The following is a 25,555-nucleotide window of genomic DNA, read 5'->3' as shown; positions in this document are numbered from 1 at the left end:
TTTTCCCCCCTTACAAGACGGAGCCATGGAAGTGAGCCGCAGCAGTTTCGATCGCGCAGGGCTAGCCCTGATGTTCAGCACCATCGTGGTCTGGGCGGGCAGTTGGATCGCGATGAAACTGATCGTGCCTTACATCGGCCCCTTCGACTTCGTGGCGTTGCGCTACGTGGTGGGCAGCCTGGTGCTGTTCGCGATGGCCATCGTCACCCGGCGTCCGCTGGGCATGCCGCCCTGGAAGCTGACCCTGCTGATCGGCCTGACGCAGACAGCGGGCTTTCAGGGTTTCGTCCAGACCGCGCTGGTGTCGGGCGGCGTGGGCAAGGTGTCGTTGATGGCGTACACGATGCCGTTCTGGGTGGTGCTGTTTGCATGGTGGCTGCTGGGCGAGCGCCCGTCGATTCGTCACGGCCTGGGCATCGGCCTGGCCGCCATCGGACTGGTCTGCTTTGTGGAACCCTGGAATGGGCTGGGCGATATCCGGCCCGTACTCTTGGGCCTGGGCAGCGGCTTGTGCTGGGGTATTGGCACGGTGCTGTCCAAGCGCATGTTCGAGCGCCACGCGCCGGACGTGATGACGTTTACCGCCTGGCAGATGTTGTTTGGCGGGCTGGTCATGGTGCCTGTGGCCTATCTGGTTCCGCAGATAACGGCGCAGTGGGGCTGGCAGCTGTGGACGGGCATGACCTATATCGTGCTGATCGCCACGGCGGYGGGCTGGCTGCTGTGGTTGCAGGTGGTGCGCCGCGTGCCCGCGTCGATTGCCGGGCTGTCGAGTCTTGGCGTGCCGGTTGTGGCCATGCTGCTGGCGTGGGTGGTCCTGTCCGAACGCCCCTCGATGGGGGAGCTGGGCGGCATGGTGCTGATCCTGGCCGGCATATTTGTTGTGAGCCGTGCCGCGCCTGCCGCGCGTTCATCCTGATTTCGCATCCTGATTCTGCACCCTGATTGCGCCTCTGCATTCCGCCATTGCATTCCGCCTCTGAATCCTCTTCTATTTCCCCAAGGACTTCCCATGATTGATCTGCGTAGCGACACTGTCACCCGGCCATCCGCGGCCATGTTGCAGGCGATGGTTTCCGCCCCGTTGGGTGACGACGTGATGGGCGACGACCCCACCGTGATCCGCTTGCAGTCGGCGGTGGCTGAGCGTGCCGGCAAGGCGGCCGGCCTGTTCTTCCCGTCTGGCACGCAAAGCAATCTGGCGGCGCTGATGGCGCATTGCGACCGGGGCGACGAATACCTGGTGGGCCAGCTGGCGCACACCTACAAGTACGAAGGCGGCGGCGCGGCAGTGTTGGGCAGCATTCAGCCCCAGCCGATCGAACACGCGGAAGACGGCTCGCTGCCGCTGGAAAAGTTGGCCGCGGCCGTCAAGCCCGAAGGTGACCCGCACTTCGCCCGTACGCGTTTGCTGGCCTTGGAGAACACCTTCCACGGCAAGCTGATTCCGGCCAGCTACATTCAGGCCGCAACAGACTGGGCGCGTTCGGTGGGCCTGGGCACGCACCTGGATGGCGCGCGCGTGTTCAACGCGGCCGTGGCCAGCGGCAAGCCCTTGGCTGATATGTGCGAGCCGTTCGACTCGGTCTCCATCTGTTTTTCGAAAGGGTTGGGCGCCCCGGTAGGCTCGGTGCTGGTGGGCAGCCAGGGGCTGATTTCGCGCGCGCGCCGCTGGCGCAAGATGCTGGGCGGTGGCCTGCGCCAGTCGGGCGTGCTGGCGGCGGCGTGCCTGTATGCGCTGGAGTACAACGTGGACCGGCTGGCCGACGACCACGCCAATGCCCGTGCCTTGGCCGAGGGCTTGCGCGGCATTCGTGGCGTCAAGGTGCTGAGCCAGGACACGAACATGCTGTTCGTGCAATTCGAACCGGCCCGCTGTGATGCCTTGACGGCCGCGCTGGCCAATGAAGACATCCTGTTGCGCGCCGTTTATGACGGCCCGACGCGCCTGGTCACGCACCTGGATGTGTCCGCTGACGATGTGCAGCGGGTCATCCAGGCGGTGGCGAAGCACCTTCGCTGAACGGCGGCCGGCCCTTCAGGCGCTGGCGCGCAACACGTCCGCCAGCACCGAGAACAGCTCGTCGATCTGAGTGCGCTCGATGATCAGCGGCGGCGACAGCAGCATGGTGTCGCCCGCCGACCGGATCAGGCAGCCGCGTTCCAGGCAGGCGTTGTGCACGGCATAGGCGCGCTGGCCGGGCTGGCCTTCCAGCGGTGCAAGCTCGATGGCGGCCAGCAGGCCGATGTTGCGGATGTCGACCACATGCGGCAGCCCCTTCAGGCTGTGCGCCGCGTCCTCCCAGTACCGCGACAACTCCTGGCTGCGTTGGAACAAGCCTTCGCGGCGGCAGATCTCCAGCGTGGCCAGCCCGGCGGCGCAGGCCACCGGATGGCCCGAATACGTATAGCCGTGCGATAGCTCGATGGCGCTTTCCGGCCCTTGCATGAAGGCGTCGTACACGTGCTGGCGCACCAGCGTGGCGCCCATCGGAATGGCGCCGTTGGTCAGACCCTTGGCGCTGGTGATGATGTCTGGCGTGACGCCGAAGTACGGCGACGCGAAGGCGCCGTCAATACGGCCAAACGCGCAAATCACTTCATCGAAAATCAGCAGGATGCCGTGCGCGTCGCAGATTTCGCGCAGCCGTTGCAGATAGCCGCGCGGCGGCACGATGACGCCCGTGGAACCCGCTACCGGTTCAACGATGACGGCGGCGATGGTCGATGCGTCATGCAGGGCCACGATGCGTTCCAGCGTGTCGGCCAGGTGGGCGCCCCAGTCCGGCTGACCGCGCGTGTAAGCCATCTGCTGGCGGTCATAGGTGTGCGGCAGGTGGTCCACATAAGGCAGCAGATTGCCGAAGGGCTTGCGATGCCCGGCAATACCCGACACCGACAAGCCGCCGAAGCCCACGCCGTGATACGACCGTTCGCGCCCGATCAGCCGCACGCGCTGGCTCTGGCCGCGTGCGCGGTGATAGCCCAGCGCAATCTTCAGGGCGGTGTCCACCGCTTCTGATCCGGAATTGGAAAAGAAGACGTTCGAAAAGCCGGCTGGCGCTTCCTCGCACAACGCATCGGCCAGTTCGAAGGCCAGCGGGTGGCTCATCTGGAACGAGGGCGCGTAATCCAGTTCATACGCCGTGCGCGAAATGGCCTCCACGATCTCCGGGCGCCGATGGCCCGCGTTCACGCACCACAGGCCCGCAATGCCATCCAGCACGCGGCGGCCGTCAGGGCGGATGTAGTGCATGCCTTCGGCGGCGGCAAACAGAACCGGATTGCGCTTGACCCGCCGGTTGGCAGTGAACGGCATCCAGTAGGCGTCGGAATGAGAGGGAAGGGTGGGGGTTGAAGACATGACGATCCTGCTTTGGAGTAAGTTCAGGTTCGGCTATTTTGTATTAAAGAAACTATAAATACAATACTGGCAGTCAGGCATCCGCTGCATACAGGCGTGCGCCATCCTGCCCGGCCAGGCGGGCGGGCAGGTCAAATCGCAGGGGAATCAGGAGGCTTGGAGCGACGTCTTCAGGTGGCGCCGCATCAGTTGCGCCGCCCATTCCTGGTCGCCGGCTTCCAGCGCTTCGATGATTTGCAGGTGTTCGTTGCTGGAGTTCACGAAGCGGGCGTCGCGATAGAACGCCGCGTGTTCTTCCAGACGGCGCAATTGGTTCTGCTGCTGCACCGCTTGCAGGATGTAGCGGTTGCCCGAGAAGCGCGCCAGCAATTCATGGAACGACGCATTCAGGCCGAAGAACTCGGTGGCCGAGATGCCGGCATCGTCGCGCTGAATCAGGGCTTCGTGCGCGGCGCGCATGCGCGCAAGCGCCGCCTTGTCTACGCGGAACGTGGGTTCCAGCAGGCCTGCGCATTCAATCGTCATGCGGAAACGGTAGCTCTCGCTAAGCGCTTCGGCGCTTTCCAGCGATGGCGCGAACTGCCATCCGTGCCCTTTGCGTTTTTCGATCAGCCCATCTGCCGACAGTTGCAGCAAGGTTTTGGCGAGCACGCTGCGCGGCACGTCATAGCGTTGGAGCAGATCGCGTTCGGTAAAGGTTTCGGGCAGCTCGCGCGCGGCGCGGTCATCGATCAGCCGGCGGGTCAGCTCGTCTTGCGACGGGCCTGCGCCTTCGATGGCGGGCGCCGATCCCGCCGCGTGTTCCGCCACCGTGTAGCCGCTGTTCGGCCGGTGCGTGATCAGGCCCTGGGCGGCCAGCAGCCGCAGCGCGCCGCGCACCGGCGTGCGCGATACCTCATAGGCCGCGGCCAGGGTTTCTTCAGACAGGTGGTCGCCCGGCTGGTGCCGCCGCGCCACGATGTCTTCCGCAATATGGCGAGCCAGGTCGACTTGCAGCGGCGTGGGGCGAGCAGGGGCGGCGGTGGACATGGCGCGTGGGGAGGTGGCGTGGGCAGCAAAGGAAGAATGTTACTTGAGACCCGCACTTGGGAACCGTAGTGGATACCGCTCTTTTTCGGTCAGGCTGGGCAAACCCTAATATTGAACTTTCATCTATATTAGTACAAAATCTGGCCGTCGATTCTGACCGTTTTCTTGCAGGCCGCTTGGCCGGCCTTACTCGGAGTGTTGCGAGCGTGACAATGCCTACCCCGTTTCCCCTGGTCGACGTCCAGGGCAGTCCTTATGAACGTGGCCGCCAGCATGGCGCCGCGGTGCCGGAGCGCGTGGCGCGCAGCGTGGCCTTGTACCGGGGCCAGCTGGAGCGCCGTGGCGTGAGCGCGGCCCGTCTGAAGGAACTGGCCGCCGCGATGGTGCCGGTGGTGGGGGACTACGACGCCGCCTATCTGGAAGAGCTGCGCGGCATTGCCGACGGGGCGGGCCAGACGTTGGAAGACGTGGTGGTGATCAACTGCCGCACGGAAATGATGTTCGGCCACGCCGAGCTGGGCCGTGCCAGAAAAGGGCTGGACGATGGTTGCACTGGCCTCGTCGTGCTGCCCGAAGCCGCGGCGGGCGGCAAGCTGATGCACGCGCATAACTGGGACTGGCGTGAAGAATGCGTCGACACCGGCATCGTGCTGCGCATGCGCCGCGAAGACGGCCCCGACCTGCTGATGTTCACCGAAGCAGGCAGCCTGGCGCGCCACGGCTTCAACAGCGCGGGCGTGTCGCTATCGGGCAATTTCCTGTCCTGCGAGCAGGACTACCAGCGCCCGGCCGACGTGCCGCTGGTGCTGGTGCGCCGCAAGATGCTGGAATCCACCAACATTTGCAACGCCATGAAAGTGCTGTGGGCGTCGCGCCGCTTCTGCTCCAACAATCTGATGCTTGCGCAGGCTCAAGGCGAGGCCGTGGACCTGGAGTGCGCGCCCGACGAAATCTTCTGGATCACGCCCGAAGACGGCCTGCTGGTGCACGCCAACCATTGGGTGAGCCCGCCCGCGCGCGCCAAGCTGTTCGACAAGGGGCTGGCCGCCAACCCCGATTCCATCTACCGCCAGCGGCGCGTGCAAGCCATGCTGGCCCGCGCCCAAGGCAGCGTTGACTGGGACACCGTCAAACGCATTCTGGCGGACGACTTCGCCGCGCCCGATGGCGTGCTGCGTTCGCCCAAGGCCGCCAGCTTCGACAGCATTTCGGCCACGGTGGCCACCACCCTCATGGAGCCGGAAAGTGGCGTGATGTGGATCGCCCGCAAGCCCTATGAAGGCCGCAACTTCGTTGAGTACCGGCTGTTCTGAGCCGCGCTTTAAGGACATTCCATGACTCTGCAAGCCTTGCGCGTAAAGCGCGTGCTGATGTTATCCGCAGCCCTGGCCGGCGCCTTCACGGGCCTGCCGGGGCTGACCCAAACCCCAGCGCAACCCCAAGCGCAAACCCCGGCCCCCATGCCCGAGATCCGCTATGCGGAAGGCTCGGGCACGCCGACGTCCGTGCCGGGCGGCCGCTCGCGCAACACCTCCACCGACAACGTGCTGGCGCATGTGGTTGAAGCGCTGGTCGCGTTGCGTGCCGACATGAGCGTGGCGCCGATGCTGGCCGACAGCTGGACGCTGTCCGCCGACAAGCGCAGCTACACCTTCACGTTGCGCCCCGGCGTGACGTTCCATGACGGCTCTCCCATGACCTCGGCCGACGTCAAATGGAGCTACGACTACCTGACTGGCGCAAAGTCCGAGTACAGCTGCAAGAACCTGTACGACGGCACCAAGGGCGCCAAGGTCGTCGGCGTGGAAACGCCTGACGCGGCCACCGTCGTGTTCAAACTGGATCAGCCCTACGCGCTGTTCCTGGATCAGATGGCCAGTGTGCAATGCCCGATGCCCGTGCTCAGCCCGAAAAGCGTGGGCGCCGACGGCAACTGGGTCAAGCCGGTCGGCACCGGCCCGTACGTGCTGGCCGAATGGAAGAAAGAGCAATACGTCCTGTTGACGCCGTATGCGGGCTATACACCGCGCAGCGAAGCGGCCAGCGGCATGGCCGGCAAGAAGACGGCATCGGCGAATGTGCGCTTCGTGGTGATTCCCGACGCGGCCGCGCAGAAGGCGGCGCTGATGGCGGGCCAGGTCGATGCCTACAACGCCGACGAAGACAATCTGCCCGCGAAAGACCCGCGCTGGAACATCGTCACCGAGCAAGGGCTGGACACCGTCAACCTGCTGATGCAGACGCGCGCGCCGTTGCTGTCGGATGCGAACATGCGCCGCGCGATTGCGCTGGCGCTGGATTTTCCGGCCATCGCCCGCGCGTTGAACAACGGCCAGGCCGCCTACAACCCGTCGCTGGTGCCGGCGGCAAGCCTCTATTACTCGGACGCTGACCGCGCGGGCTACGAAAAGAATCTGAAAGAGGTCAAGCGCCTGCTGGAGGCCGCCGGCTACCGCGGCGAACCGTTGAAGTTGCAAGCCAATAAGCGCTACCCGTACCTGTACCGCGTGGCGGTCGTGACGCAGCAATTGCTGAACAAGGCCGGCATCAAGACCGAGCTGGACATGTTGGAGTGGGGCACGCAGGTGACGAATTTTCGCGAAGGCAAATTTCAGTTGATGGCGTTCGCCTATTCCGCGCGCACCGAGCCCGCGCTGATGTTCCGCGACGTGATCGGCGACAAGGCGAAGACGCCCATGGCGCAATGGGAAAGCCCCGAAGCCGCCGCCATTCTGGAAGGCATCGAAGCCGAATCCGACCCGGCTGTGCGCAAGCAGGCGTTCGACAAGCTGCACACGCTGATGCTGCGCGATACGCCGCTTTTGATGTACTACAACAAGCCGGGCTATGTCGTTGTGTCGAGCCAGTTGCAGGGCTTTACCGGCTGGCCGCTGCGCAAGCCGCGTTTTTTCAACGTCACCAAGAACTGAGGCGCCGTGCTGGGCTATCTAACGAAGCGCATCGCGGCGGCGGTGCCCACGGTCATCGTGGTGACGGTGCTGGTGTTCGCGATGATCCGCGCCATTCCCGGAGACCCGGCGTCGCTGATGCTGGGCGACATCGACAACCCCGCGCTGCTGGCCGAAATGCGCCACGCGCTGGGGCTGGACCAGCCGGTGGCCAAGCAGTTCCTGATCTGGGTCACGAACGCGTTCCAGGGGGATCTGGGCATGTCGATCGCCCGGCGCGAACCGGTCATGCATCTGGTGTTGACGCATTTTGCGGTGACGGCACAGGTGGTGTTGACGGCCACTTTGCTGGCCTGCCTGGTGGCCATTCCCGCCGGCATGATCGCGGCGTGGCGGCAGAACCGGCGCGCCGATACGGCCATCGTGTCCACCTCGATTCTGTTCGTGTCCATGCCCAGCTTCTGGGTGGGCATCCTCTTGATCTGGCTGTTCGGCGTAAAGCTGAATTGGCTGCCGGTGTATGGCTTTGAATCACTGGCGCAAGGAGGCTTGGGCGCGCTGAAGTATCTGGTGCTGCCCGTATGCGCGATTGTGTTGACGGAAATTGCGGCCATCACGCGGATGATGCGCGCCAGCACCATCGAGACGCTGCGGCTGGAATACGTGGCGCATGCGCGCGCCAAGGGCCTGCCTGAGAAGCGCGTGATGCTGCGCCACGTGCTGCCGAATTCTTTCGGCCCCACGCTGACGGTCATCGGCTTGATGCTGGGCCATCTGCTGTCGGGCGCGGCGGTCATCGAAACCGTGTTCACCTTGCCCGGCATCGGCCGGCTGCTGGTGGAAAGCATCTACGCGCGGGACTACCCCGTGGTGCAGGGCTGCCTGCTGTTTATTGCGTTGTTGTACGTGGCGGTGAATCTGGTGGTGGATCTGCTGTATCCGCTGTTCGACCCGCGCGTGAAGCTTCAATAGGAACCGTCATGACGGGTATCAAACCGGGTTTCAAACACACCAACGCCGTCCTGGGCGGCGTGTTGGTCGGGGGCGTGGTGCTGCTGGCGCTGGTTGGGCTGGTGTACACGCCGCACGATCCGCTTGAAGGCGATCTGCTGGCGCGCTTTTCGCCGCCATCGGCAGAGTATTGGCTGGGCACCGACGAGTTCGGCCGTGATGTGCTGTCGCGGCTGATGGCGGGCGCGGGTGTCAGCGTGGCGGTCAGCGTGTTTTCGGTGTTGCTGGCGCTGGTGCTGGGCACGACGATTGGCGTTGCGGCGGGCTATGCGGGCGGCTGGGTGGATCGCGGCATCAGCGTGCTGGTCGAGTCGATGATGGCGTTTCCCGGCTTGCTGTTGGCGCTGGGCATCATGACGGTGCTCGGCCCGTCGAAGTGGGGCGTCGTCCTGGCGCTGGGCCTGGCGTATTCGCCGTCGGTGTCGCGCATTGCACGCGGCGCGGCGTTGTCACTGCGGCAGCGCGACTTCGTCATCGCGTCGCGAGCCACGGGGCATAGCGGCTTGTGGACGGTGTTTCGCCACGTTCTGCCCAACTGCGTGGCGCCTTTGCTGATTTTTGCGACGTCGATTTTCGGCTCGGCGCTGCTGGCGGAAAGCGCGCTGTCCTTTCTGGGCCTGGGCGTGCCGCCGCCGCTGGCCACTTGGGGCGGCATGCTGTCCGAAAGCCGCAACGCCATGGACCAGGCGATCTGGCTGGCGCTGTTTCCCGGCGCGATGATTTCGTTGAGCTTGCTGGGCATCAACTTGCTGGGCGATGCCGTGCGCGACCGGCTGGACCCCCGCATGCGGGGGGTGATGGTATGAACGCTCGTGGCTTGAACCCTGGCGCGACCACCGAGCCCCTGCTGGCCGTCCGCGATCTTGAAATCCGCTTTCCCGGCAAGCGCGACGCCGCGCCCGTCGTCAACCGCGTGTCGTTCGATCTGCATGCGGGCGAATCGTTGTCCATCGTGGGCGAATCCGGCAGCGGCAAGACGCTGATCGGCAAGGCGCTGTTGGGCTTGTTGCCGGACGCCGCGCGCATCACCCACGGCCGGGCATTGTTCGACGGAAAAGACGTGCTGCCGCAAAGCGCGCGCGATTGGCAGGCTACGCGCGGCACCGGGATCGGCATGGTGTTCCAGGAACCGATGGTGTCCTTGAACCCGGCGTTTCGCGTGGGCGAACAATTGATCGAAGCGCTGGTCTTGCGCCGAGGCATGACGCGCCGCGCGGCGTGGGATGCAGCCATCCAGATGCTTGAACGCGTGCGGGTGCGCGATGCGCGCGATTGCATGAAGCGGTATCCCCACGAGTTCTCGGGCGGCATGCGGCAGCGCATTCTGCTGGCCGGTGTGATGCTGTTGAAACCCCGCTTGCTGATTGCCGATGAGCCCACCACGGCGTTGGATTGCGTCGTGCAAAAGGAAGTACTGGACCTGATGGTCGAGCTGACGCGCGAGCAAGGCACGGCGCTGATCTTCATCAGCCACAACCTGGCGCTGGTGGCCGCTTACACGCAGCGCGTGCTGGTGATGTGCCGGGGCCGCGCGGTGGAAATGGGCGAGGTGTCGCAAGTGCTGTCGCGTCCGGCGGACCCGTACACCTTGAGCCTGCTGGATGCGTTGCCCAAGCGCGGCCCGGCGCGTGCGCCCGTAACCGCTGCGCCGATTCTGCAAGTGGAGCGCTTGGCGATCGACTACGCCGTGCGTGGCGGCTGGCGCCGCAAGCGCACCGTGCGCGCCGTGCATCAGGCGAGCTTTCAGGTGGCCCCGGGCGAAACGCTGGCCATTGTTGGCGAATCGGGCAGCGGCAAGACCACTGTCATGATGTCGATTCTGGGTCTGGTGCCGCAGGCGCAGGGGCGTATTGCGCTGGATGGCCAAGCGTTGCCGCCTGGCGGCGAGGGCAGCATCTGGCGCACGGCGCGCCGCCGCATCCAGATGGTGTTCCAGGACCCGTACTCGTCGCTCGATCCGCGCATGACCATCGGCGCGCTGGTGGGCGAGGGGCTGCGGCTGGAGGCGGGCATCACGCCAGATGCCCGGAAACAGCGCGTGGATCAGGCGTTGCGCGATGTGGGGCTGGGCGACGGCTATGCCGAGCGCTATGCGCATGAGCTGTCGGGCGGGCAACGCCAGCGCGTTGCGATTGCGCGGGCGCTGGTGATGCGGCCGGAAGTGATCATCGCGGATGAACCCGTGTCGGCGCTGGACGTGACCGTGCAGAAGCAGGTGCTGGAAACGCTGATGTCTTTGCAGCGTTCCTATGGCTTTGCCTGCCTGCTGATCTCGCACGACCTGGGCGTGGTTGAGCAGATCGCCGACCGCGTGGTCGTTATGTTGCGCGGGCATATCGTCGAGGAAGGATCGCGCGACGAAGTGTTCGATCATCCGACGCATCCGTACACGCGCCGGCTGTTGCAGGCCGTGCCCGAATTGCGCGGCAATGCGGCGGAAGGATTCCGTGTGGAAGTGCGCGACCTGCCTGCTGGCGCGCGCCGCGCCGATGCGGACTACTTTGATCCGTCCCACAACGCGGACGTGGCCGCGCCTGCCATGACGGCGGTGGCGGCATCCGGCGCCACGCATCGCGTTGCGCTGGCTGCCAGCGTGGCGTTGGCCGAAACGGTAGCCGCCTGACGCATCAACCGTGCCGGCTGCGGCTGTCGGCGGGCGCTTCGTCGCGGGCGTTCATGCCGTAGTCGCGCAGCACCTGCGCCACGCGCAGCCGATAGTTCTGGAACACGCCGCCGCGTCCCGCTTCCTGGGCGCGGCGGTGCGACTCCAGCGAGCGCCAGCGCTTGACGGCGTCTTCATCGCGCCAGAACGACAGGGACAACAGCTTGCCCGGCGTGCTCAGGCTTTGAAAACGTTCCACTGAGATGAAGCCGTCGATGGTCTTGAGCTCGTCGATCAAACTGGCGGCAATGTGCAGATAGGGATCGGGGTTGCCGTTGGCGGGTTCAACTTCGAATATCACGGCGATCATGGGGTGGGTTCCTTGAGCAAATCAGATCGGGACAGTATTCGCCACCTTTGCCATCAACGATTCGATGCACGCCGAACTGTGCCGGTGTCAGCCCGTGTCCGCCAGCAGCGCCGCGTACCCCTGGCGGGAATCTGGCCATTGCAGCGTGAAGCCGCTGGCGCGCAGCCGCGCGTTGCTGAGCTTCTTGCTGCCCACATTGGCAGGGGCCGGGGCGATACGCGGCGCGGGTGCGCCGATCATGGCTGCAAGCTCGGCGTAGAGCGTGTGCAGCGGCAGCGGCGTGTCGTCGCAGCCGATGTAAACCGGATCAACCTTGGGCAACAGCGCCAGATGCACCACGGCGGCGGCCGCGTCGTCGATGTGGATGCGGTTGGCCCAATGTTCAGGCTGTGTCGGCGCGCCTGCCGCGCCGCTGCGCAGCCGCTCGATCAATTGCAGCCGGCCTGGTCCGTACAGCCCCGCCAGCCGCAGCGCGGTGGACGACAGGCCGCGCGCGGCCAGCGCGGCTTCCGCTTCAAGCAGCACCTTGCCGTTGAAGCCTTGCGGCGCGGGCGGCGTGTCTTCGGTGACCCAGTCGCCTTGGTGTTCGCCGTACACCGCGCTGGATGACACGAACACCACGCGTTTGAGTTCGGACGTATCCAACGCGTTCAGCACGTTCTGCAAGCCGTCGATGAAAACGCCGCGATACAAGGCCTCGTCGCGCCCGCCGGGGGCGGGCAGGTGGATCAGCCGCGTCACGCCTTGCGGCAACGTGGGCAGGGTGTCGGCGCGCGTGATGTCGCCTTGCAGCCATTGGATGCCGCTGTCGTCGGCGGGCGGGTGGCGCCGCAGCGCGTGCACGTGGTCGCCGCGCGCCAGGAAACGCCGGGCCACGCGCTGGCCAAGATCGCCGCAGCCAATGAGCAATATGCGTTCAGTCATGATGTGCCGCCTGAAAAAAAAGGCACCCCAAGAGGTGCCTTGTGGCAGGGGATGCCCCCCTAGCCGGGCGCCCCTGGCCGGGGGTGCTTAGCCGGGGGCGCCTAGCCGGGGGCGCCCTAGCCCTGATTACATGCCGCTGTACACCGGCCCTTCGCCGCCTTGCGGCGCCACCCAGACGATGTTCTGCGTGGGGTCCTTGATGTCGCAGGTCTTGCAGTGCACGCAGTTCTGCGCGTTGATCTGCAAGCGGTCGGCGCCGTGGTCGTCCTTGATGAACTCGTACACGCCAGCGGGGCAGTAACGCGCTTCCGGGCCGCCGTACTTGGCCAGGTTGACCTGCACCGGTACAGATGGGTCTTTCAAGGTCAGGTGGATAGGCTCGTTTTCTTCGTGGTTGGTGTTCGAGATGAACACCGAGCTGAGCTTGTCGAAGGTGAGCTTGCCGTCTGGCTTCGGGTAGTCAATGCGGGCGCATTGCGATGCCGGTTGCAGACAGGCGTGGTCGGGCTTGCTGTGGCGCAACGTCCAGGGCATCTTGCCCTTGAGCAGCAGTTGCTCAACGCCGGTCATCACCGTGGCGATGGTGCGGCCCTTCTTGAACCACTGCTTGAAATTGCGCGCCTTGTTCAATTCGGCGTGCAGCCACGAGGCTTCGAAGGCCTTCGGGTAGGCGGTGAGCTCATCCTGGCGGCGGTCGGCGACGAGCGCGTCGAACGCGGCTTCGGCGGCCAGCTTGCCGGACTTGATGGCGGCGTGGCTGCCCTTGATGCGGGACGCGTTCAGGAAGCCGGCTTCGCAGCCAACCAGCGCGCCGCCCGGGAACGTCAGCTTGGGCAAGGACAGCAGGCCGCCTGCCGTAATGGCGCGCGCGCCGTAGGCAATGCGCTTGCCGCCTTCGAACGTGCCGCGGATGGCGGGGTGCGTCTTGTAGCGTTGGAATTCGTCGAACGGCGACAGCCAGGGGTTGGCGTAGTCCAGGCCGACGATCATGCCGACGGCCACGATGTTGTTGTCCAGGTGGTACAGGAACGAACCGCCGTAGGTGTCGGAATCCAGCGGCCAGCCGGCTGTGTGGATGACGAGGCCCGGCTTGGATTGCGCCGGGTCGACTTCCCACATTTCCTTGATGCCGATGCCGTAGGCTTGCGGGTCGCGGCCGTCGTCGAGCTTGAAGCGTTCGATCAGCTGGCGGCCCAACTGGCCGCGCGCGCCTTCGCCGAAGACGGTGTAGCGCGCATGCAGCTCCATGCCAGGCTGGTAGTGGTCGGTGTGCGAGCCGTCGCGGGCGACACCCATGTCGCCGGTGGCCACGCCGCGGACAGCGCCGTTTTCGTCGTACAGCACCTCAACCGCGGCAAAGCCSGGGAAGATKTCCACGCCCAGCGCTTCGGCCTGCTCGCCCATCCACTTGACGACGTCGCCCAGGCGGACGATGTAGTTGCCTTCGTTGTGGAAACAGGGGGGCAGCAGCCAGTTCGGCGTGGCGCGTGCGCCGTTCTGGGACAGGAACAGGAACTTGTCCTGCGTGACGGGCACGTTCAACGGCGCGCCTTTTTCCTTCCAGTCGGGGATAAGCTCGGTCAGGGCCAGCGGGTCCATCACGGCGCCAGACAGGATGTGCGCACCCAGCTCCGCACCCTTCTCAAGGACGCAGACACCGATTTCCTGATTCTTTTCAGCGGCCAGCTGCTTTAGACGGATTGCGGTGGCCAGGCCGGCGGGTCCACCGCCAACCACGACCACGTCATATTCCATCGACTCGCGTTCAGACATTTGCAAAGCTCCCCGTATGTATTCCATATTTGGCTGGAAGTATTATCGGCGATTGTATTGCAGGCGGAGGCCGTGCACGCCTTCGTATTTCTTTTAGCCTTCAGGAGTAATTGGTGAACCCGGACAATCTGTCTGCGCGGATTCTGGCGGTGGGCGATACCCATCAAGTGGAATTGCCTTTGCGTTGGGGCGACTCTGACGCCTTGAATCATCTGAACAACACGCTGTATTTCCGCCTCATGGAAGAGGCTCGCATGCAGATTCTGTACGACGCGGGCTTCGAGTTGCCCGCCGATAACGGCGCCATCCTGGCCCATGCCTCGTGCGATTTCCTGCGTCCGCTGACCTATCCCGCCACCGTCCGCGTGACGCACAAGGTGACGCGTATCGGTCGTTCCAGCGCGGAATTCGAGCTGCTGCTGGAGAAGGTGGGCGACGACGCCGGCCCCTATGCGCGCGGCCGCAATGTGCTGGTCTGGATGGACTACGTGGCCAATACGTCCGCCCCGTGGCCGCCCGAGGTGCTGGCGCAGATGGCCACGCAGTTCCAGGCAGCCGCTTGATGGCGGTGCGTGCGGGCGGGGCGGGCTCCTCCATAAAAGCCCACGACGCATTGCCCGTCATGCCGTTAAAATCAAGCGCAAAATCACAAAAGAAATAAAGGGGCGCGCCACCCTCGGCGCCGTCACCCAGAGACATCGGGCCGTTTTTCGATGCCATCCGGGGCCGACGCCGGCAGCCGCGCTCCAAGGAAAAACAGGGCTCTCCCCGAATTTCTTGATCCCCAGGCGGGAACACCGTGCAAGCGGCGGGGCGGGCTCTCTTCGGTTAGACCTTAACTAGGAGTTGGAGCGATGGACAAGGTTTTTGCAAGCGCCCAGGAGGCGCTGGCAGGCATCGTCAAGGACGGTCAGATGATCGCCGTGGGCGGTTTCGGCCTTTGCGGTATTCCCGAAGCCCTGATCGCCGCGCTGCGCGATTCAGGCGTGAAGGACCTGACTTGCATCAGCAATAACGCAGGTGTTGACGGTTTTGGCCTGGGCCAGCTGCTCAACACGCGCCAGGTCCGCAAGATGATCGCGTCCTACGTGGGCGAGAACAAGGAATTCGAACGCCAGTTCCTGTCGGGCGAGCTCGAGCTTGAGTTCACCCCGCAAGGCACGCTGGCCGAGAAGCTGCGCGCCGGCGGCGCGGGCATTCCCGCGTTCTTCACGCGTACCGGTGTGGGCACCATCGTGGCCGACGGCAAGGAAATCCGCGAGTTCGACGGCCAGCAATACGTGATGGAGCGTTCGCTGGTGCCGGACGTGTCGCTCGTCAAGGCGCACATCGCCGACCGCAGCGGCAACCTGGTGTTCCGCAAGACGGCTCGCAACTTCAACCCGAACGTGGCCATGGCTGGCAAGTTCACGGTGGTCGAAGTCGAAGAGATCGTTGACACCGGCAGCCTGGACCCCGACCAGATTCATCTGCCCGGCATCTATGTGCAACGGATCGTGCTGAACACGACGCCGGAAAAGCGCATCGAACAACGCACCACTCGCCCGGCCTAAGGAGAAAACGACATGGCATGGTCCCGCGATGAAATGGCGGCGCGCGCCGCGCGCGAGCTGCAAGACGGTTTTTATGTGAACCTGGGTATCGGCCTGCCGACCCTGGTGGCCAACCACGTGCCCAAGGGCGTTGAGGTGTGGCTGCAATCCGAAAACGGCCTGCTGGGCATTGGCCCGTTCCCCACCGATGATGAAGTCGATGCTGATCTGATCAACGCCGGCAAGCAAACGGTGACGACGCTGCCGGGCTCGTCGATCTTCTCGTCCGCCGACTCGTTCGCGATGATCCGCGGCGGCAAGATCAACCTGGCCATCCTGGGCGCGATGCAGGTGTCCGAAAAGGGCGATCTGGCCAACTGGATGATCCCGGGCAAGATGGTCAAGGGCATGGGCGGCGCAATGGACTTGGTGGCCGGCGTAGGCCGTGTCGTGGTCCTGATGGAGCACGTGGCCAAGAAGAAGGACGGCACGGAAGACATCAAACTGCTGCCCGAATGCAATCTGCCGCTGACGGGCGTGGGCGTGGTCGACCTGATCATCACCGACCTGGGCGTGATGGAAGTCACCGAAAACGGCCTGAAGCTGCTGGAAACGGCGCCGGGCGTGACGGTGGATGAAATCCAGTCCAAGACGGCTGCGAAGCTGGACGTGTCGGCGGTTAAGTGACCGGTAAACGCGTAACTCGGTAAACCGGTAAACCCGCTGCCGAAGTTCCAATGAAAACGCCCCGCAAGGGGCGTTTTCTTTTGGGCGCTAGGCCGTCTCGTTCAGCCGCATCCCCACATGCGGGATGCCATCTTCGATGTATTCCTCGGTGACCTGCACAAAGCCATGGCCGCCGTAGTAATTGCGCAAGCGGGCTTGCGCGCCCAGGTACATGGCGCGGCCGGGCCAGCGCTGGCGCACTTCCGCCATGGCGTGGCGGATCAGCTCGTGGCCCAGGCCCTGGCCGCGCGTCCACGGCGCGGTGATCACGCGGCCGATTTCAATCTGCCCGTCTTTCAGCGACGGGTCCAGGATGCGGCAGTAAGCCGCCAACTGGCCGTCTTGCCACGCCATCAAGTGCGACGTCTGGCCCATCAGATCCTTGCCATCCATGTCCTGGAAGATGCAGTTCTGCTCAATGACAAACACTTCCGAACGCAGCCGAAGGATCGCGTAGATCTCGGGCACGGTGAGTTCCTGGTGGGGCTTACAGATCCAATCGGGCATTGCGTCAATCCAAGTCGGCAAGGGGTGAAAGTGGAGCGCGGATAGCGTACCTCAAACCGGCCCCGTTTCTTTTGATGCACTGTTACATATATTCACGGGTATACCCTTAGTATGAAAAGGAATTTTCTTATTTAAAATTTGTGTGTAAACAGATTTACACAAACATCCGCTACGACTCACCCCCCGGAATCGATGAACAAGGCCGCACTTACGATCGCTGATCGGATCGCCCGGGCTCAGCCCGCGCTGAGCCGGACGCAGCACAAGATGGCCGAGTACGTGCTGGCGCATCAGTTCCGCGCCGCCACGATGACCATCGACGAATTCGCGGCGGCGGTGGGCGTATCGGTGGCCACGGCGAACCGCTTTGCGCGCGCCCTGGACTTGCCCGGCTACCCGCAATTCCGCGCCGAACTGGCGCGCGGATTCGAAGCCGCGCTGGAACCTGTTGAAAAGCTGCGCACGGAACTGGCGCATTCCGCCAGCGCTGTGCAGATCTTCGCCGCCACGCTGGAAGAAGACATCCGCAACGCGCAGCGCAACCTGCAATCGCTGGATTCCGCGGCCTGTGAGCAGGCGGTGGACGCCATTCTGGCCGCCGACCGCGTGTTCATCATCGGCTTTGGCGCCAGCGGTTTCCTGGCTGGCCTGCTGCAACGCGGTCTGTGCATGCACCTGCATTCGGTTGAATCGCTGGCCGGTCCCGGCGGCGTGTCGCATGCGGCACGCCAGATGTCGCGCATGACCGCTAAAGATCTGGTGATTGCGATAGGCTTTCCCCGTTACCTGGCCGACACCGTCACGCTGGCCGCAGCCGCCAAGCAGGCCGGCGTGCCGGTGCTGGTGCTAACCGACAAACCCACGTCTCCGCTGGCGCCCACGGCATCTGTCGTGTTGTACGCGTTGTCCGCGCGCCAGCTGATCCCCAATTCCGAAACCGCCGCGCTGGGCTTGATCGAAGCCCTGTCCGCCGCGGTGGCTTATCGAGCCAAGAATTCCGTCGCGGCCGCCGCTGGGGTGACCCAGTCCGTGATGCCGTGGCTCATCCATGGAGTAGGTAAACGATGATTCAACCCGTGATTGCCATTCACGGTGGCGCCGGCGCGATGTCCCGCGCGGCCATGTCGCCCGAGAAAGAACAGGAATATCTGGCCGCCCTGGAGTCCATCCTGACCGCCGGCCAAGCCGTGCTGGCCAATGGCGGCAGCGCGCTGGACGCCGTCACTGAAGCCGTCCGCCTGCTGGAAGACTGCCCGTTGTTCAACGCTGGCCACGGCGCAGTGTTCACCAGCGCCGGCACCCACGAGCTGGACGCCTCCATCATGGACGGCGCGACGCTGCGTTCGGGCGCGATTGCCAACGTGAACTGCGTGCGCAACCCGATTTTCGCCGCGCGCCGTGTCATGGAAAACAGCAAGCACGTGTTCTTCGTGGGCGAGGGCGCTGAAGCCTTCGCCAAGGAAGAGGGCCTGGACATCGTTGACCCGTCGTATTTCTCGACCGAAGCCCGCCGCGAACAATTGCTGCGCGTGCAGCGCGAGACGCCGGATGCCGCTGTGCTGGACCACGACGGTCAAGCCATGGTCGCCCGCGGCCAACCCGCGCCGGCCGACCCGCTGGACGCCGACAAGAAGTTCGGCACAGTGGGCGCCGTAGCCGTGGACGCCCAGGGCAACGTGGCCGCCGCAACCTCGACCGGCGGTATCACCAACAAGCAGGTTGGCCGCGTCGGCGACGCGCCGATGATCGGCGCCGGCACCTATGCCAGCAACAAGACCTGCGCCGTGTCCACGACGGGCACGGGCGAAATGTTCATCCGCATGGTCGCGGCTTATGACGTCGCGGCGCAGATGGAATATTGCGGCGCGTCGCTGGAAGCGGCGGCCAATCGTGTCGTGATGGAAAAGCTGCCCACCATCGGCGGCAAGGGCGGTCTCATCGCCGTTGACGCCCAGGGCAATGTGGCTTTGCCGTTCAACACGGAAGGCATGTATCGGGGTTACGCCCGCGTAGGCGAGAAGCCCGTCACCGCGATTTATCGTTAAGCGGCGGCAGGTTCGTTTTTTCAGTATTTGGGGAATGAAAAGAGATGGTTGATCGCGCAAACAGCCTGGCGCTGCCGGAAAACCGCGTGGTCCAGGTCGACGACCTGACGGTGCGCTTCGTAGGGTCGGAGCGTACGGTCGAAGCCGTGCGCAACCTGTCGTTCCATGTGGACCGGGGTGAAACCCTGGCCATCGTGGGCGAATCGGGTTCGGGCAAGTCGGTGACGTCCCTGGCTCTCATGCGTCTGGTGGAACATGGCGGCGGCCGCATCGCCCAGGGCCGCATGGCTCTGCGCCGGCGCAACGGCTCCGTGATCGACCTGGTCGGTTCCAGCCAACGCGTCATGCGCAATGTGCGCGGCGCCGACATGGCCATGATTTTCCAGGAGCCGATGACCTCCTTGAACCCGGTGTTCACGGCCGGCGACCAGATCGCCGAATCGATCCGTCAGCACCAGGGCAAGGATGCCGCCGCCGCGCGCGCCGAAGCGCTGCGCATGCTGGAACAAGTGCGCATCCCGGAAGCCAAGTCGGTGCTGGACCGCTACCCGCATCAACTGTCGGGCGGCATGCGCCAGCGCGTGATGATCGCGATGGCGCTGGCCTGCAAGCCGGCGCTGCTGATCGCTGACGAACCCACCACCGCGCTCGACGTCACCATCCAGGCGCAGATTCTGCAACTGATCCGTCAGCTGCAAGAAGAAATGCACATGGGCGTGGTGTTCATCACCCACGACATGGGCGTGGTGGCTGAAGTGGCCGACCGCGTGCTGGTCATGTACCGCGGCGACAAGGTTGAAGAAGGCCCGTCTGAACAAGTGTTCTCGGCGCCGCAGCACACCTACACCAAGGCGCTGCTGTCGGCCGTGCCGAAGCTGGGCGCCATGGAAGGCACCGATCTGCCCGCGCGCTTCCCGCTGCTGCAAGTGGAAGGCCAGGTTCAGCCCGTGGCGGAACCCGGCATCACCAGCACGCAGGAAGTGCCGGCCGCCAAGCGCGAACCGATCCTGAGCGTGCGTAATCTGGTGACCCGTTTTGATCTGCGCGGCGGCATTCTGAGCCGCGTGCAGCGCCGCGTGCACGCCGTGGAGCAGGTCAGCTTTGATCTGTACCCGGGCGAAACGCTGTCGCTGGTGGGCGAATCGGGTTGCGGCAAGTCCACGACCGGCCGTTCGCTGCTGCGTCTGGTGAACAGCCAGGGCGGCGAGATCAAGTTCGGCGGCCGCGACATCGTGCGCCTGAAGAACAATGAACTGCAATCCCTGCGCCGCGATATTCAATTCGTGTTCCAGGACCCGTTTGCATCGCTGGACCCGCGCGTCACCGTTGGCTTCTCCATCATGGAGCCGCTGCTGGTGCACGGCGTGGCCAAGGGCCGCGATGCCGAACGCCGCGTGGCTGAATTGCTGGAGCGCGTGGGCCTGCCGCCGGAAATGGCGCAGCGCTACCCGCATGAATTCTCGGGCGGCCAGCGCCAGCGCATCTGCATCGCGCGCGCGCTTGCCCTGAACCCGAAGGTGGTGATCGCGGACGAATCCGTGTCGGCGCTGGACGTGTCGATTCAGGCGCAGATCGTGAACCTGCTGATCGACCTGCAACGCGACATGGGCATTTCGTTCCTGTTCATCTCGCACGATATGGCCGTGGTTGAACGCGTCAGCCATCGCGTGGCCGTGATGTACCTGGGCCAGATCGTTGAGATCGGCCCGCGCCGCGCCATCTTTGAGAACCCGCAGCACCCGTACACCAAGAAGCTGATGTCGGCCGTGCCGATCGCCGATCCGGCACGCCGCCATCTGAAGCGCACCTTGTTGTCCGATGAAATCCCCAGCCCGATCCGCAAGCTCGGCGACGAGCCGGTGGTGCAGCCGCTGGTGCAGGTTGGAACCGATCACTTCGTCGCCCGTCATCCGGTCGGCGGCGCGTATTGAGTCCGTTGTCGTACTTGTTTTTCTTCCACCAAACCCCCTAATTCCATTCTGGAACCAGGAGTTGCAATGATGAAAGTTCTGCGCCCCACCAAGCTGATGGCCGCCGCTGCGGTGGCCTTCGGCGTGCTCACTTCGCCGCTGGCGCATGCTGCCAAGGACGTGACGTTTGCCGTCTCCATCGCACTGGAAACGCTCGATCCGTACAACACCAACAGCACGCTGAACCAAGCCGCGGGCAAGGCCTACTACGAAGGCCTGTTCGAATTCGACAAGGACCTGAAGGTTCAGAAGGTGCTGGCCACCGACTACACCGTCAGCGAAGACGGCCTGGTCTACACGTTCAAGCTGCGTCCCGGCGTGAAGTTCCACGACGGCACCGACTTCAACGCTGAAGCGGTCAAGATCAACTTCGATCGTCCGGCCAACCCGGAAAACCGCCTGTCGCGCTACATCCAGTTCAGCGTCATCGACAAGACCGAAGTGGTCGACCCGATGACCATCAAGATCACGCTGAAGAAGCCGTTCTCGGCCTTCATCAACGCGCTGGCCCACCCGGCCGCCATGATGATCTCGCCGGCAGCCCTGGCCAAGTACGGCAAGGAAATCGGTTTCCACCCGGTGGGTACGGGCCCGTTCGAATTCGTCGAATGGAAGCCGGCTGAATACCTGAAGGTCAAGAAGTTCGACGGCTACTGGAAGAAGGGCTACCCGAAGGTCGACACGCTGACCTTCCGTACCGTGACCGACAACAACACGCGCGCCGCCGTGGTGCAAACGGGCGAAGCGCAGTTCGCTTTCCCGGTGCCGTTCGAACAAGCCGCCGTGCTGTCCAAGAACGACAAGCTGGACGTGGTCGATCACAAGAACTCGATCATGGCCCGCTACCTGTCGATGAACACGCAGCAAAAGCCGTTCGACAACCCTAAGGTGCGTGAAGCCATCAACTACGCCATCAACAAGGAAGCSCTGGCCAAGGTCGCTTTCTCGGGCTACGCCACCGTCGTTGACGGCGTCGTGCCGACCGGCGTGGACTTCGCACACAAGACCGGCCCGTGGCCGTACGACATCAAGAAGGCCAAGGCCCTGCTGGCTGAAGCCGGCTACCCGAACGGCTTCGAAAGCCAACTGTGGTCCGCCTATAACGACGGCACCTCGGTGAAGGTGGTTCAGTTCCTGCAACAGCAGCTGTCGCAAGTCGGCATCAAGGTCCAAGTGGAAGTGCTGGAATCGGGCCAACGCGTGCAGCGCGTTCAACAGGTGCAAAAGCCTGAAGACGCCAAGGTCCGCATGTACTACGCCGGCTGGTCGTCCTCGACCGGTGAAGCCGACTGGGGCCTGCGTCCGTTGCTGACCACCGCCGCTTTCCCGCCGGTGCTGAACAACGTGTCGTACTACTCGAACAAGTCGGTGGACGACGGCATCCAGGAAGCCCTGGCCACGACCGATCGCGCCAAGAAGACTGAAATCTACAAGACCGTTCAGGAAACCATCTGGAAGGACGCCCCGTGGGCCTTCCTGGTGACCCAGAACAACCTGTACGTGAAGTCGAAGAACCTGTCGGGCGTGTATGTGGAACCGGACACCTCGTTCTGGTTCGGCGACATCGACCTGAAGCAGTAAACCTAGCAGTCACTCTCAGGGCCTTCGGGCCCTTGTAAGGCCACATACGGCGGGGGCGCGGTGTCCCCGCCGATGTTGCAGGAATTTCAATGCTGACCTACATCGTCAAACGTCTTCTGGGCATGATCCCCACGCTGCTGCTGGTAGCCGTGGTCGTGTTCCTGTTTGTGCACATGCTTCCGGGCGACCCGGCGCGACTGGCCGCGGGCCAGGAAGCCGACCAGCAAACCGTTGAGCTCGTGCGCAAGGAACTTGGGCTGGATCTGCCCCTGCCGCAGCAGTTCGTGCGCTACTTCAGCCACATGCTGCAAGGCGACCTGGGTACGTCCTTGCGTACCAAGCGCCCCGTCTCGACCGAGATTTCCGACCGCTTCATGCCCACCTTGTGGCTGACGCTCGCCAGTATGGTGTGGTCCGTGTCGTTCGGCATGATCATCGGGATCGTGTCGGCGGTCTGGCGCAATCGCTGGCCCGACCGGCTTGGCATGACCCTGGCGGTGTCAGGTATTTCTTTCCCCGCATTCGCGCTGGGCATGATGCTGATGCAGGTGTTCTCCGTGAACCTGGGCTGGTTGCCCACGGTGGGCGCCTCGACCTGGCAACACTACATACTGCCGTCCATCACCCTGGGCGCCGCGGTGGCCGCCGTGATGGCGCGATTCACGCGGGCATCGTTTGTGGAAGTCATTCAGGAAGACTTCGTGCGCACAGCGCGCGCCAAGGGCCTGACTGAACGCCGCGTCATCATCAAGCACGCGTTGCGCAACGCGCTGATTCCCGTCGTGACCATGATGGGCTTGCAGTTTGGCTTCCTGCTGGGCGGCTCGATCGTGGTCGAGACCGTGTTCAACTGGCCCGGCCTTGGCCGCCTGCTGGTGGACGCCGTGACCCAGCGCGACTATCCGGTGATTCAGGGCCTGGTGCTGCTGTTCTCGCTGGAATTCATCCTGATCAACCTGATTGTCGACGTGCTCTATGGCGTCATCAATCCCAGCATCCGTTATAAGTGAGGCGGCCATGAGCAATACGACACCCGCCACGACCATCGCCGCCGTTCCGAAGAACGATGTGCGCACGCCCGCCACCGAGTTCTGGCGCAAATTCAAGAAGCAGAAGCTGGCCGTGGGCGCTGGCCTCTTCGTCCTGCTGCTGGTCGTGGTCGCGGTCTTCGCGCCCTGGATCGTGCCGTTCGACGCCGAGAACTTCTTTGACTACGACGCGCTGAATGCCGGGCCGTCGCTGACGCACTGGCTTGGCGTGGACTCGCTGGGCCGCGACATCTTCAGCCGCATCGTGATGGGCGCGCGGATCTCGCTGGCTGCGGGCTTCCTGTCGGTGGCCATGGGCGCCATCGTCGGCACCTTCATGGGCTTGATGGCCGGTTACTACGAAGGCTGGTGGGAACGCATCACGATGCGCGTCTCGGACGTGCTGCTGGCCTTCCCGGGCATGCTGCTGGCCATTGGCGTCGTCGCCATCCTGGGCTCGAGCATGATCAACGTGATCGTGGCCGTGGCCGTTTTCAGCGTGCCGGCGTTCGCCCGCCTGGTTCGCGGCAACACGCTGTCGATCAAGCAGATGACGTATGTCGAAGCGGTCAAGAGCGTGGGCGCGTCCGACTGGACCATCATCATGCGCCACATCCTGCCCGGCACGATCTCGCCGATCGTGGTGTACGGCACGATGCGTATCGGCACGTCGATCATCACCGCCGCCAGCCTGTCGTTCCTGGGCATGGGCGCATCGCCTCCCACGCCGGAGTGGGGCGCGATGCTGAACGAAGCGCGCGCCGACATGGTCATCGCCCCGCACGTGGCGATCTTCCCGGCGCTGGCGATCTTCCTGACGGTGTTGGCATTCAACCTGTTGGGCGACGGCTTGCGCGACGCGCTCGATCCCAAGATCGATCGCAAGTAAATGAGTGCCCCGCCGCCGGGCCGCCCCTTTTGGGGGCACCCATTCCGAAAGGGGCGGCGGCATTGGGGGCAGTCTCTTCTCGCCGCCGTCCTCGTTCAGATCATGCGCCCCGCTGGGGGCGCGTGAACCGGACGCAGGGCGGCGGCGTTTTGCATTAAGGACTTTTGCATTAAGGACCTTGGCGAAAACCATGGACAAACAAGCGCTGGACCTTCCCCGCATCGGTGTGCTGCCGTCGGGTCCGCTGGATTCGATTTGCGACGTGGGCGATGTCACTGTCGGGCACAGCACGCTGGCCGACGGCGCGCAGCAGACGGGCGTCACCGTCGTGCGCCCGCACGCTGGCGACCCGTATATGGACAAGGTGCCCGCCGCCGCAACCGTGTTGAACGGTTTCGGCAAAAGCACCGGCCTGATTCAGGTACAGGAATTGGGCGTGCTGGAAACGCCCATCGCACTGACCAACACGTTTGGCGTGGGCACCGTGGCCAACGCGCAAATCCGCCAGGCGCTTGCGGCCAACCCCGGCATCGGCCGCGGCATGGCGACGGTGAACCCGCTGGTCTTTGAATGCAATGACGGCTATCTGAATGACATCCAGGCGCTGGCGGTGCAGGAATCGCACTACGCCGACGCTTATGCCGATGCGGCCAAACCCTTCGCGCAGGGCGCGGTGGGGGCGGGGCGCGGCATGTCGTGCTTTTCATTCAAGGGCGGTATCGGTTCGGCGTCTCGCGTGGCGTCGATCCAGCCCGGCTTGGCATACACCGTCGGCGCGCTGGTGCTGGCCAACTTCGGCCGCTTGCCCAACCTGACCGTGGCGGGCCGCCCGTTCGGACGCCGGCTGGCCAGCAAGCTGGACCAAAGCCTGGCGCAGCAAGGTGAGAACGCGGTGATCGTGCCCGAGAAGGGCTCCATCATCTTGCTGCTGGCTACCGACGCGCCGCTGGATGCGCGCCAACTGCGCCGGCTGTCGCTGCGTGCCGGGGCAGGGCTGGCGCGCACCGGTTCCGTGTTCGGCCACGGCAGCGGCGACATCGCCCTGGCGTTTTCCACGGCCTACACCGTGCCGCAATTGGCCGAGCAACCCATGCCGGCGCTGGCGATGCTGCACGAAACCCGTATCGACCCCCTGTTCGAAGCGGCCGCCGAGGCCTGCGAGCAGGCCATCATTTCCGCGCTCTGGCATGCCGATGGCGTGACGGGGCGAGACGGCCATCACCGCGCCGCCATCCGCGACGCCGCGCCGCAATGGCGCCAGTGGCTGTCCGACACCGCATTTTGAATCTCTCGAA

General features: G+C 64.4%; 23 protein-coding genes. 17 read left to right on the top strand and 6 right to left on the bottom strand.

Annotation, left to right across the window (positions count from 1 at the left end; genetic code table 11):
• Window positions 1-31: 31 nt before the first annotated feature.
• Window positions 32-919, top strand: a complete 888-nt coding sequence (locus tag AC1DSJ_RS13460; RefSeq protein ID WP_476760323.1) for a DMT family transporter — start codon at window positions 32-34, stop codon at window positions 917-919.
• 93 nt (window positions 920-1,012) lie between these two features.
• Entirely contained in the window at window positions 1,013-2,023 is a 1,011-nt protein-coding gene (gene ltaE / locus AC1DSJ_RS13455) for a low-specificity L-threonine aldolase (protein WP_441370642.1), read from the top strand.
• A 15-nt stretch (window positions 2,024-2,038) separates the two neighbouring features.
• On the opposite strand, the gene aptA is transcribed toward ltaE, so the two are convergent.
• Window positions 2,039-3,364 (bottom strand): omega-aminotransferase AptA, encoded by a 1,326-nt coding sequence (gene aptA, locus AC1DSJ_RS13450; protein WP_054423973.1) that lies wholly within the window; start codon window positions 3,362-3,364, stop codon window positions 2,039-2,041.
• A gap of 147 nt (window positions 3,365-3,511) precedes the next feature.
• Entirely contained in the window at window positions 3,512-4,393 is an 882-nt protein-coding gene (locus AC1DSJ_RS13445; RefSeq protein ID WP_054423972.1) for a GntR family transcriptional regulator, read from the bottom strand.
• A 212-nt stretch (window positions 4,394-4,605) separates the two neighbouring features.
• Here AC1DSJ_RS13445 and AC1DSJ_RS13440 point away from each other — a divergent pair, with 212 nt between their 5' ends.
• Genes AC1DSJ_RS13440 through AC1DSJ_RS13420 form a run of 5 tightly spaced genes read left to right on the top strand, consistent with a single transcriptional unit; the run spans window position 4,606 to window position 10,936 of the window.
• Window positions 4,606-5,706 carry a C45 family autoproteolytic acyltransferase/hydolase gene (locus tag AC1DSJ_RS13440; RefSeq protein WP_441370726.1) on the top strand — a complete coding sequence of 367 codons (1,101 nt, stop codon included), beginning with the start codon at window positions 4,606-4,608 and terminating at the stop codon, window positions 5,704-5,706.
• A 21-nt stretch (window positions 5,707-5,727) separates the two neighbouring features.
• Entirely contained in the window at window positions 5,728-7,323 is a 1,596-nt protein-coding gene (locus tag AC1DSJ_RS13435; protein ID WP_441370643.1) for an ABC transporter substrate-binding protein, read from the top strand.
• A gap of 6 nt (window positions 7,324-7,329) precedes the next feature.
• Window positions 7,330-8,274 (top strand): ABC transporter permease, encoded by a 945-nt coding sequence (locus AC1DSJ_RS13430; protein ID WP_427948787.1) that lies wholly within the window; start codon window positions 7,330-7,332, stop codon window positions 8,272-8,274.
• Window positions 8,275-8,282: 8 nt separating this feature from the next.
• Window positions 8,283-9,119: an ABC transporter permease gene (locus tag AC1DSJ_RS13425; RefSeq protein WP_441370644.1), complete on the top strand. Its 837-nt coding sequence runs from the start codon at window positions 8,283-8,285 to the stop codon at window positions 9,117-9,119.
• Entirely contained in the window at window positions 9,116-10,936 is a 1,821-nt protein-coding gene (locus AC1DSJ_RS13420) for a dipeptide ABC transporter ATP-binding protein (protein ID WP_441370645.1), read from the top strand. The genes AC1DSJ_RS13425 and AC1DSJ_RS13420 overlap by 4 nt, the downstream gene beginning before the upstream one ends.
• Before the next feature lie 4 nt (window positions 10,937-10,940).
• Here the strand turns inward: AC1DSJ_RS13420 and AC1DSJ_RS13415 are convergent, their stop codons facing one another.
• From AC1DSJ_RS13415 to AC1DSJ_RS13405, 3 genes are all read right to left on the bottom strand, one after another.
• Window positions 10,941-11,285, bottom strand: a complete 345-nt coding sequence (locus AC1DSJ_RS13415; protein ID WP_054423959.1) for an antibiotic biosynthesis monooxygenase family protein — start codon at window positions 11,283-11,285, stop codon at window positions 10,941-10,943.
• A gap of 87 nt (window positions 11,286-11,372) precedes the next feature.
• Window positions 11,373-12,209, bottom strand: coding sequence for an NAD-dependent epimerase/dehydratase family protein (locus AC1DSJ_RS13410; protein ID WP_342067103.1), 837 nt, complete (start codon window positions 12,207-12,209; stop codon window positions 11,373-11,375).
• A gap of 126 nt (window positions 12,210-12,335) precedes the next feature.
• Window positions 12,336-13,982, bottom strand: coding sequence for an electron transfer flavoprotein-ubiquinone oxidoreductase (locus AC1DSJ_RS13405; RefSeq protein ID WP_476760322.1), 1,647 nt, complete (start codon window positions 13,980-13,982; stop codon window positions 12,336-12,338).
• Between the two features lie 113 nt (window positions 13,983-14,095).
• On the opposite strand from AC1DSJ_RS13405, the gene AC1DSJ_RS13400 reads away from it, so the two are divergent.
• The 3 genes from AC1DSJ_RS13400 (at window position 14,096) to AC1DSJ_RS13390 (ending at window position 16,201) form a co-directional block, all read left to right on the top strand.
• Entirely contained in the window at window positions 14,096-14,545 is a 450-nt protein-coding gene (locus AC1DSJ_RS13400) for an acyl-CoA thioesterase (RefSeq protein ID WP_054423953.1), read from the top strand.
• Window positions 14,546-14,836: 291 nt separating this feature from the next.
• Complete coding sequence (locus tag AC1DSJ_RS13395) at window positions 14,837-15,535, top strand: CoA transferase subunit A (RefSeq protein WP_054423951.1); 699 nt, start codon at window positions 14,837-14,839, stop codon at window positions 15,533-15,535.
• A 12-nt stretch (window positions 15,536-15,547) separates the two neighbouring features.
• The gene (locus AC1DSJ_RS13390; RefSeq protein ID WP_054423948.1) at window positions 15,548-16,201 is read left to right on the top strand and encodes a CoA transferase subunit B; all 654 of its coding nucleotides are present in this window, start codon (window positions 15,548-15,550) and stop codon (window positions 16,199-16,201) included.
• 87 nt (window positions 16,202-16,288) lie between these two features.
• On the opposite strand, the gene AC1DSJ_RS13385 is transcribed toward AC1DSJ_RS13390, so the two are convergent.
• Complete coding sequence (locus AC1DSJ_RS13385; protein ID WP_175169622.1) at window positions 16,289-16,747, bottom strand: GNAT family N-acetyltransferase; 459 nt, start codon at window positions 16,745-16,747, stop codon at window positions 16,289-16,291.
• 192 nt (window positions 16,748-16,939) lie between these two features.
• Here AC1DSJ_RS13385 and AC1DSJ_RS13380 point away from each other — a divergent pair, with 192 nt between their 5' ends.
• The 7 genes from AC1DSJ_RS13380 to AC1DSJ_RS13350 all read left to right on the top strand — a co-directional run bounded on the left by AC1DSJ_RS13380 (window position 16,940) and on the right by AC1DSJ_RS13350 (window position 25,545).
• On the top strand, window positions 16,940-17,815 hold the full coding sequence (locus AC1DSJ_RS13380; RefSeq protein WP_441370646.1) for a MurR/RpiR family transcriptional regulator: 876 nt from the start codon (window positions 16,940-16,942) through the stop codon (window positions 17,813-17,815).
• Window positions 17,812-18,792 (top strand): isoaspartyl peptidase/L-asparaginase family protein, encoded by a 981-nt coding sequence (locus AC1DSJ_RS13375; RefSeq protein ID WP_054423942.1) that lies wholly within the window; start codon window positions 17,812-17,814, stop codon window positions 18,790-18,792. The genes AC1DSJ_RS13380 and AC1DSJ_RS13375 overlap by 4 nt, the downstream gene beginning before the upstream one ends.
• Before the next feature lie 44 nt (window positions 18,793-18,836).
• On the top strand, window positions 18,837-20,723 hold the full coding sequence (locus AC1DSJ_RS13370) for a dipeptide ABC transporter ATP-binding protein (RefSeq protein WP_054423940.1): 1,887 nt from the start codon (window positions 18,837-18,839) through the stop codon (window positions 20,721-20,723).
• A 66-nt stretch (window positions 20,724-20,789) separates the two neighbouring features.
• Window positions 20,790-22,343 carry a glutathione ABC transporter substrate-binding protein GsiB gene (gsiB, locus tag AC1DSJ_RS13365; protein ID WP_054423938.1) on the top strand — a complete coding sequence of 518 codons (1,554 nt, stop codon included), beginning with the start codon at window positions 20,790-20,792 and terminating at the stop codon, window positions 22,341-22,343.
• 89 nt (window positions 22,344-22,432) lie between these two features.
• Complete coding sequence (gene gsiC / locus AC1DSJ_RS13360) at window positions 22,433-23,353, top strand: glutathione ABC transporter permease GsiC (RefSeq protein WP_054423936.1); 921 nt, start codon at window positions 22,433-22,435, stop codon at window positions 23,351-23,353.
• A 7-nt stretch (window positions 23,354-23,360) separates the two neighbouring features.
• Window positions 23,361-24,260: a glutathione ABC transporter permease GsiD gene (gene gsiD / locus AC1DSJ_RS13355; RefSeq protein ID WP_054423934.1), complete on the top strand. Its 900-nt coding sequence runs from the start codon at window positions 23,361-23,363 to the stop codon at window positions 24,258-24,260.
• 190 nt (window positions 24,261-24,450) lie between these two features.
• Window positions 24,451-25,545, top strand: a complete 1,095-nt coding sequence (locus AC1DSJ_RS13350; RefSeq protein WP_175169623.1) for a DmpA family aminopeptidase — start codon at window positions 24,451-24,453, stop codon at window positions 25,543-25,545.
• The last annotated feature ends 10 nt before the right edge of the window (window positions 25,546-25,555 follow it).

It is taken from the genome of Achromobacter sp. 01N37, assembly GCF_056399725.1.
The sequence above is the reverse complement of the archived record's forward strand: the minus strand, read 5'-3'. Positions and strand labels throughout refer to the sequence as shown.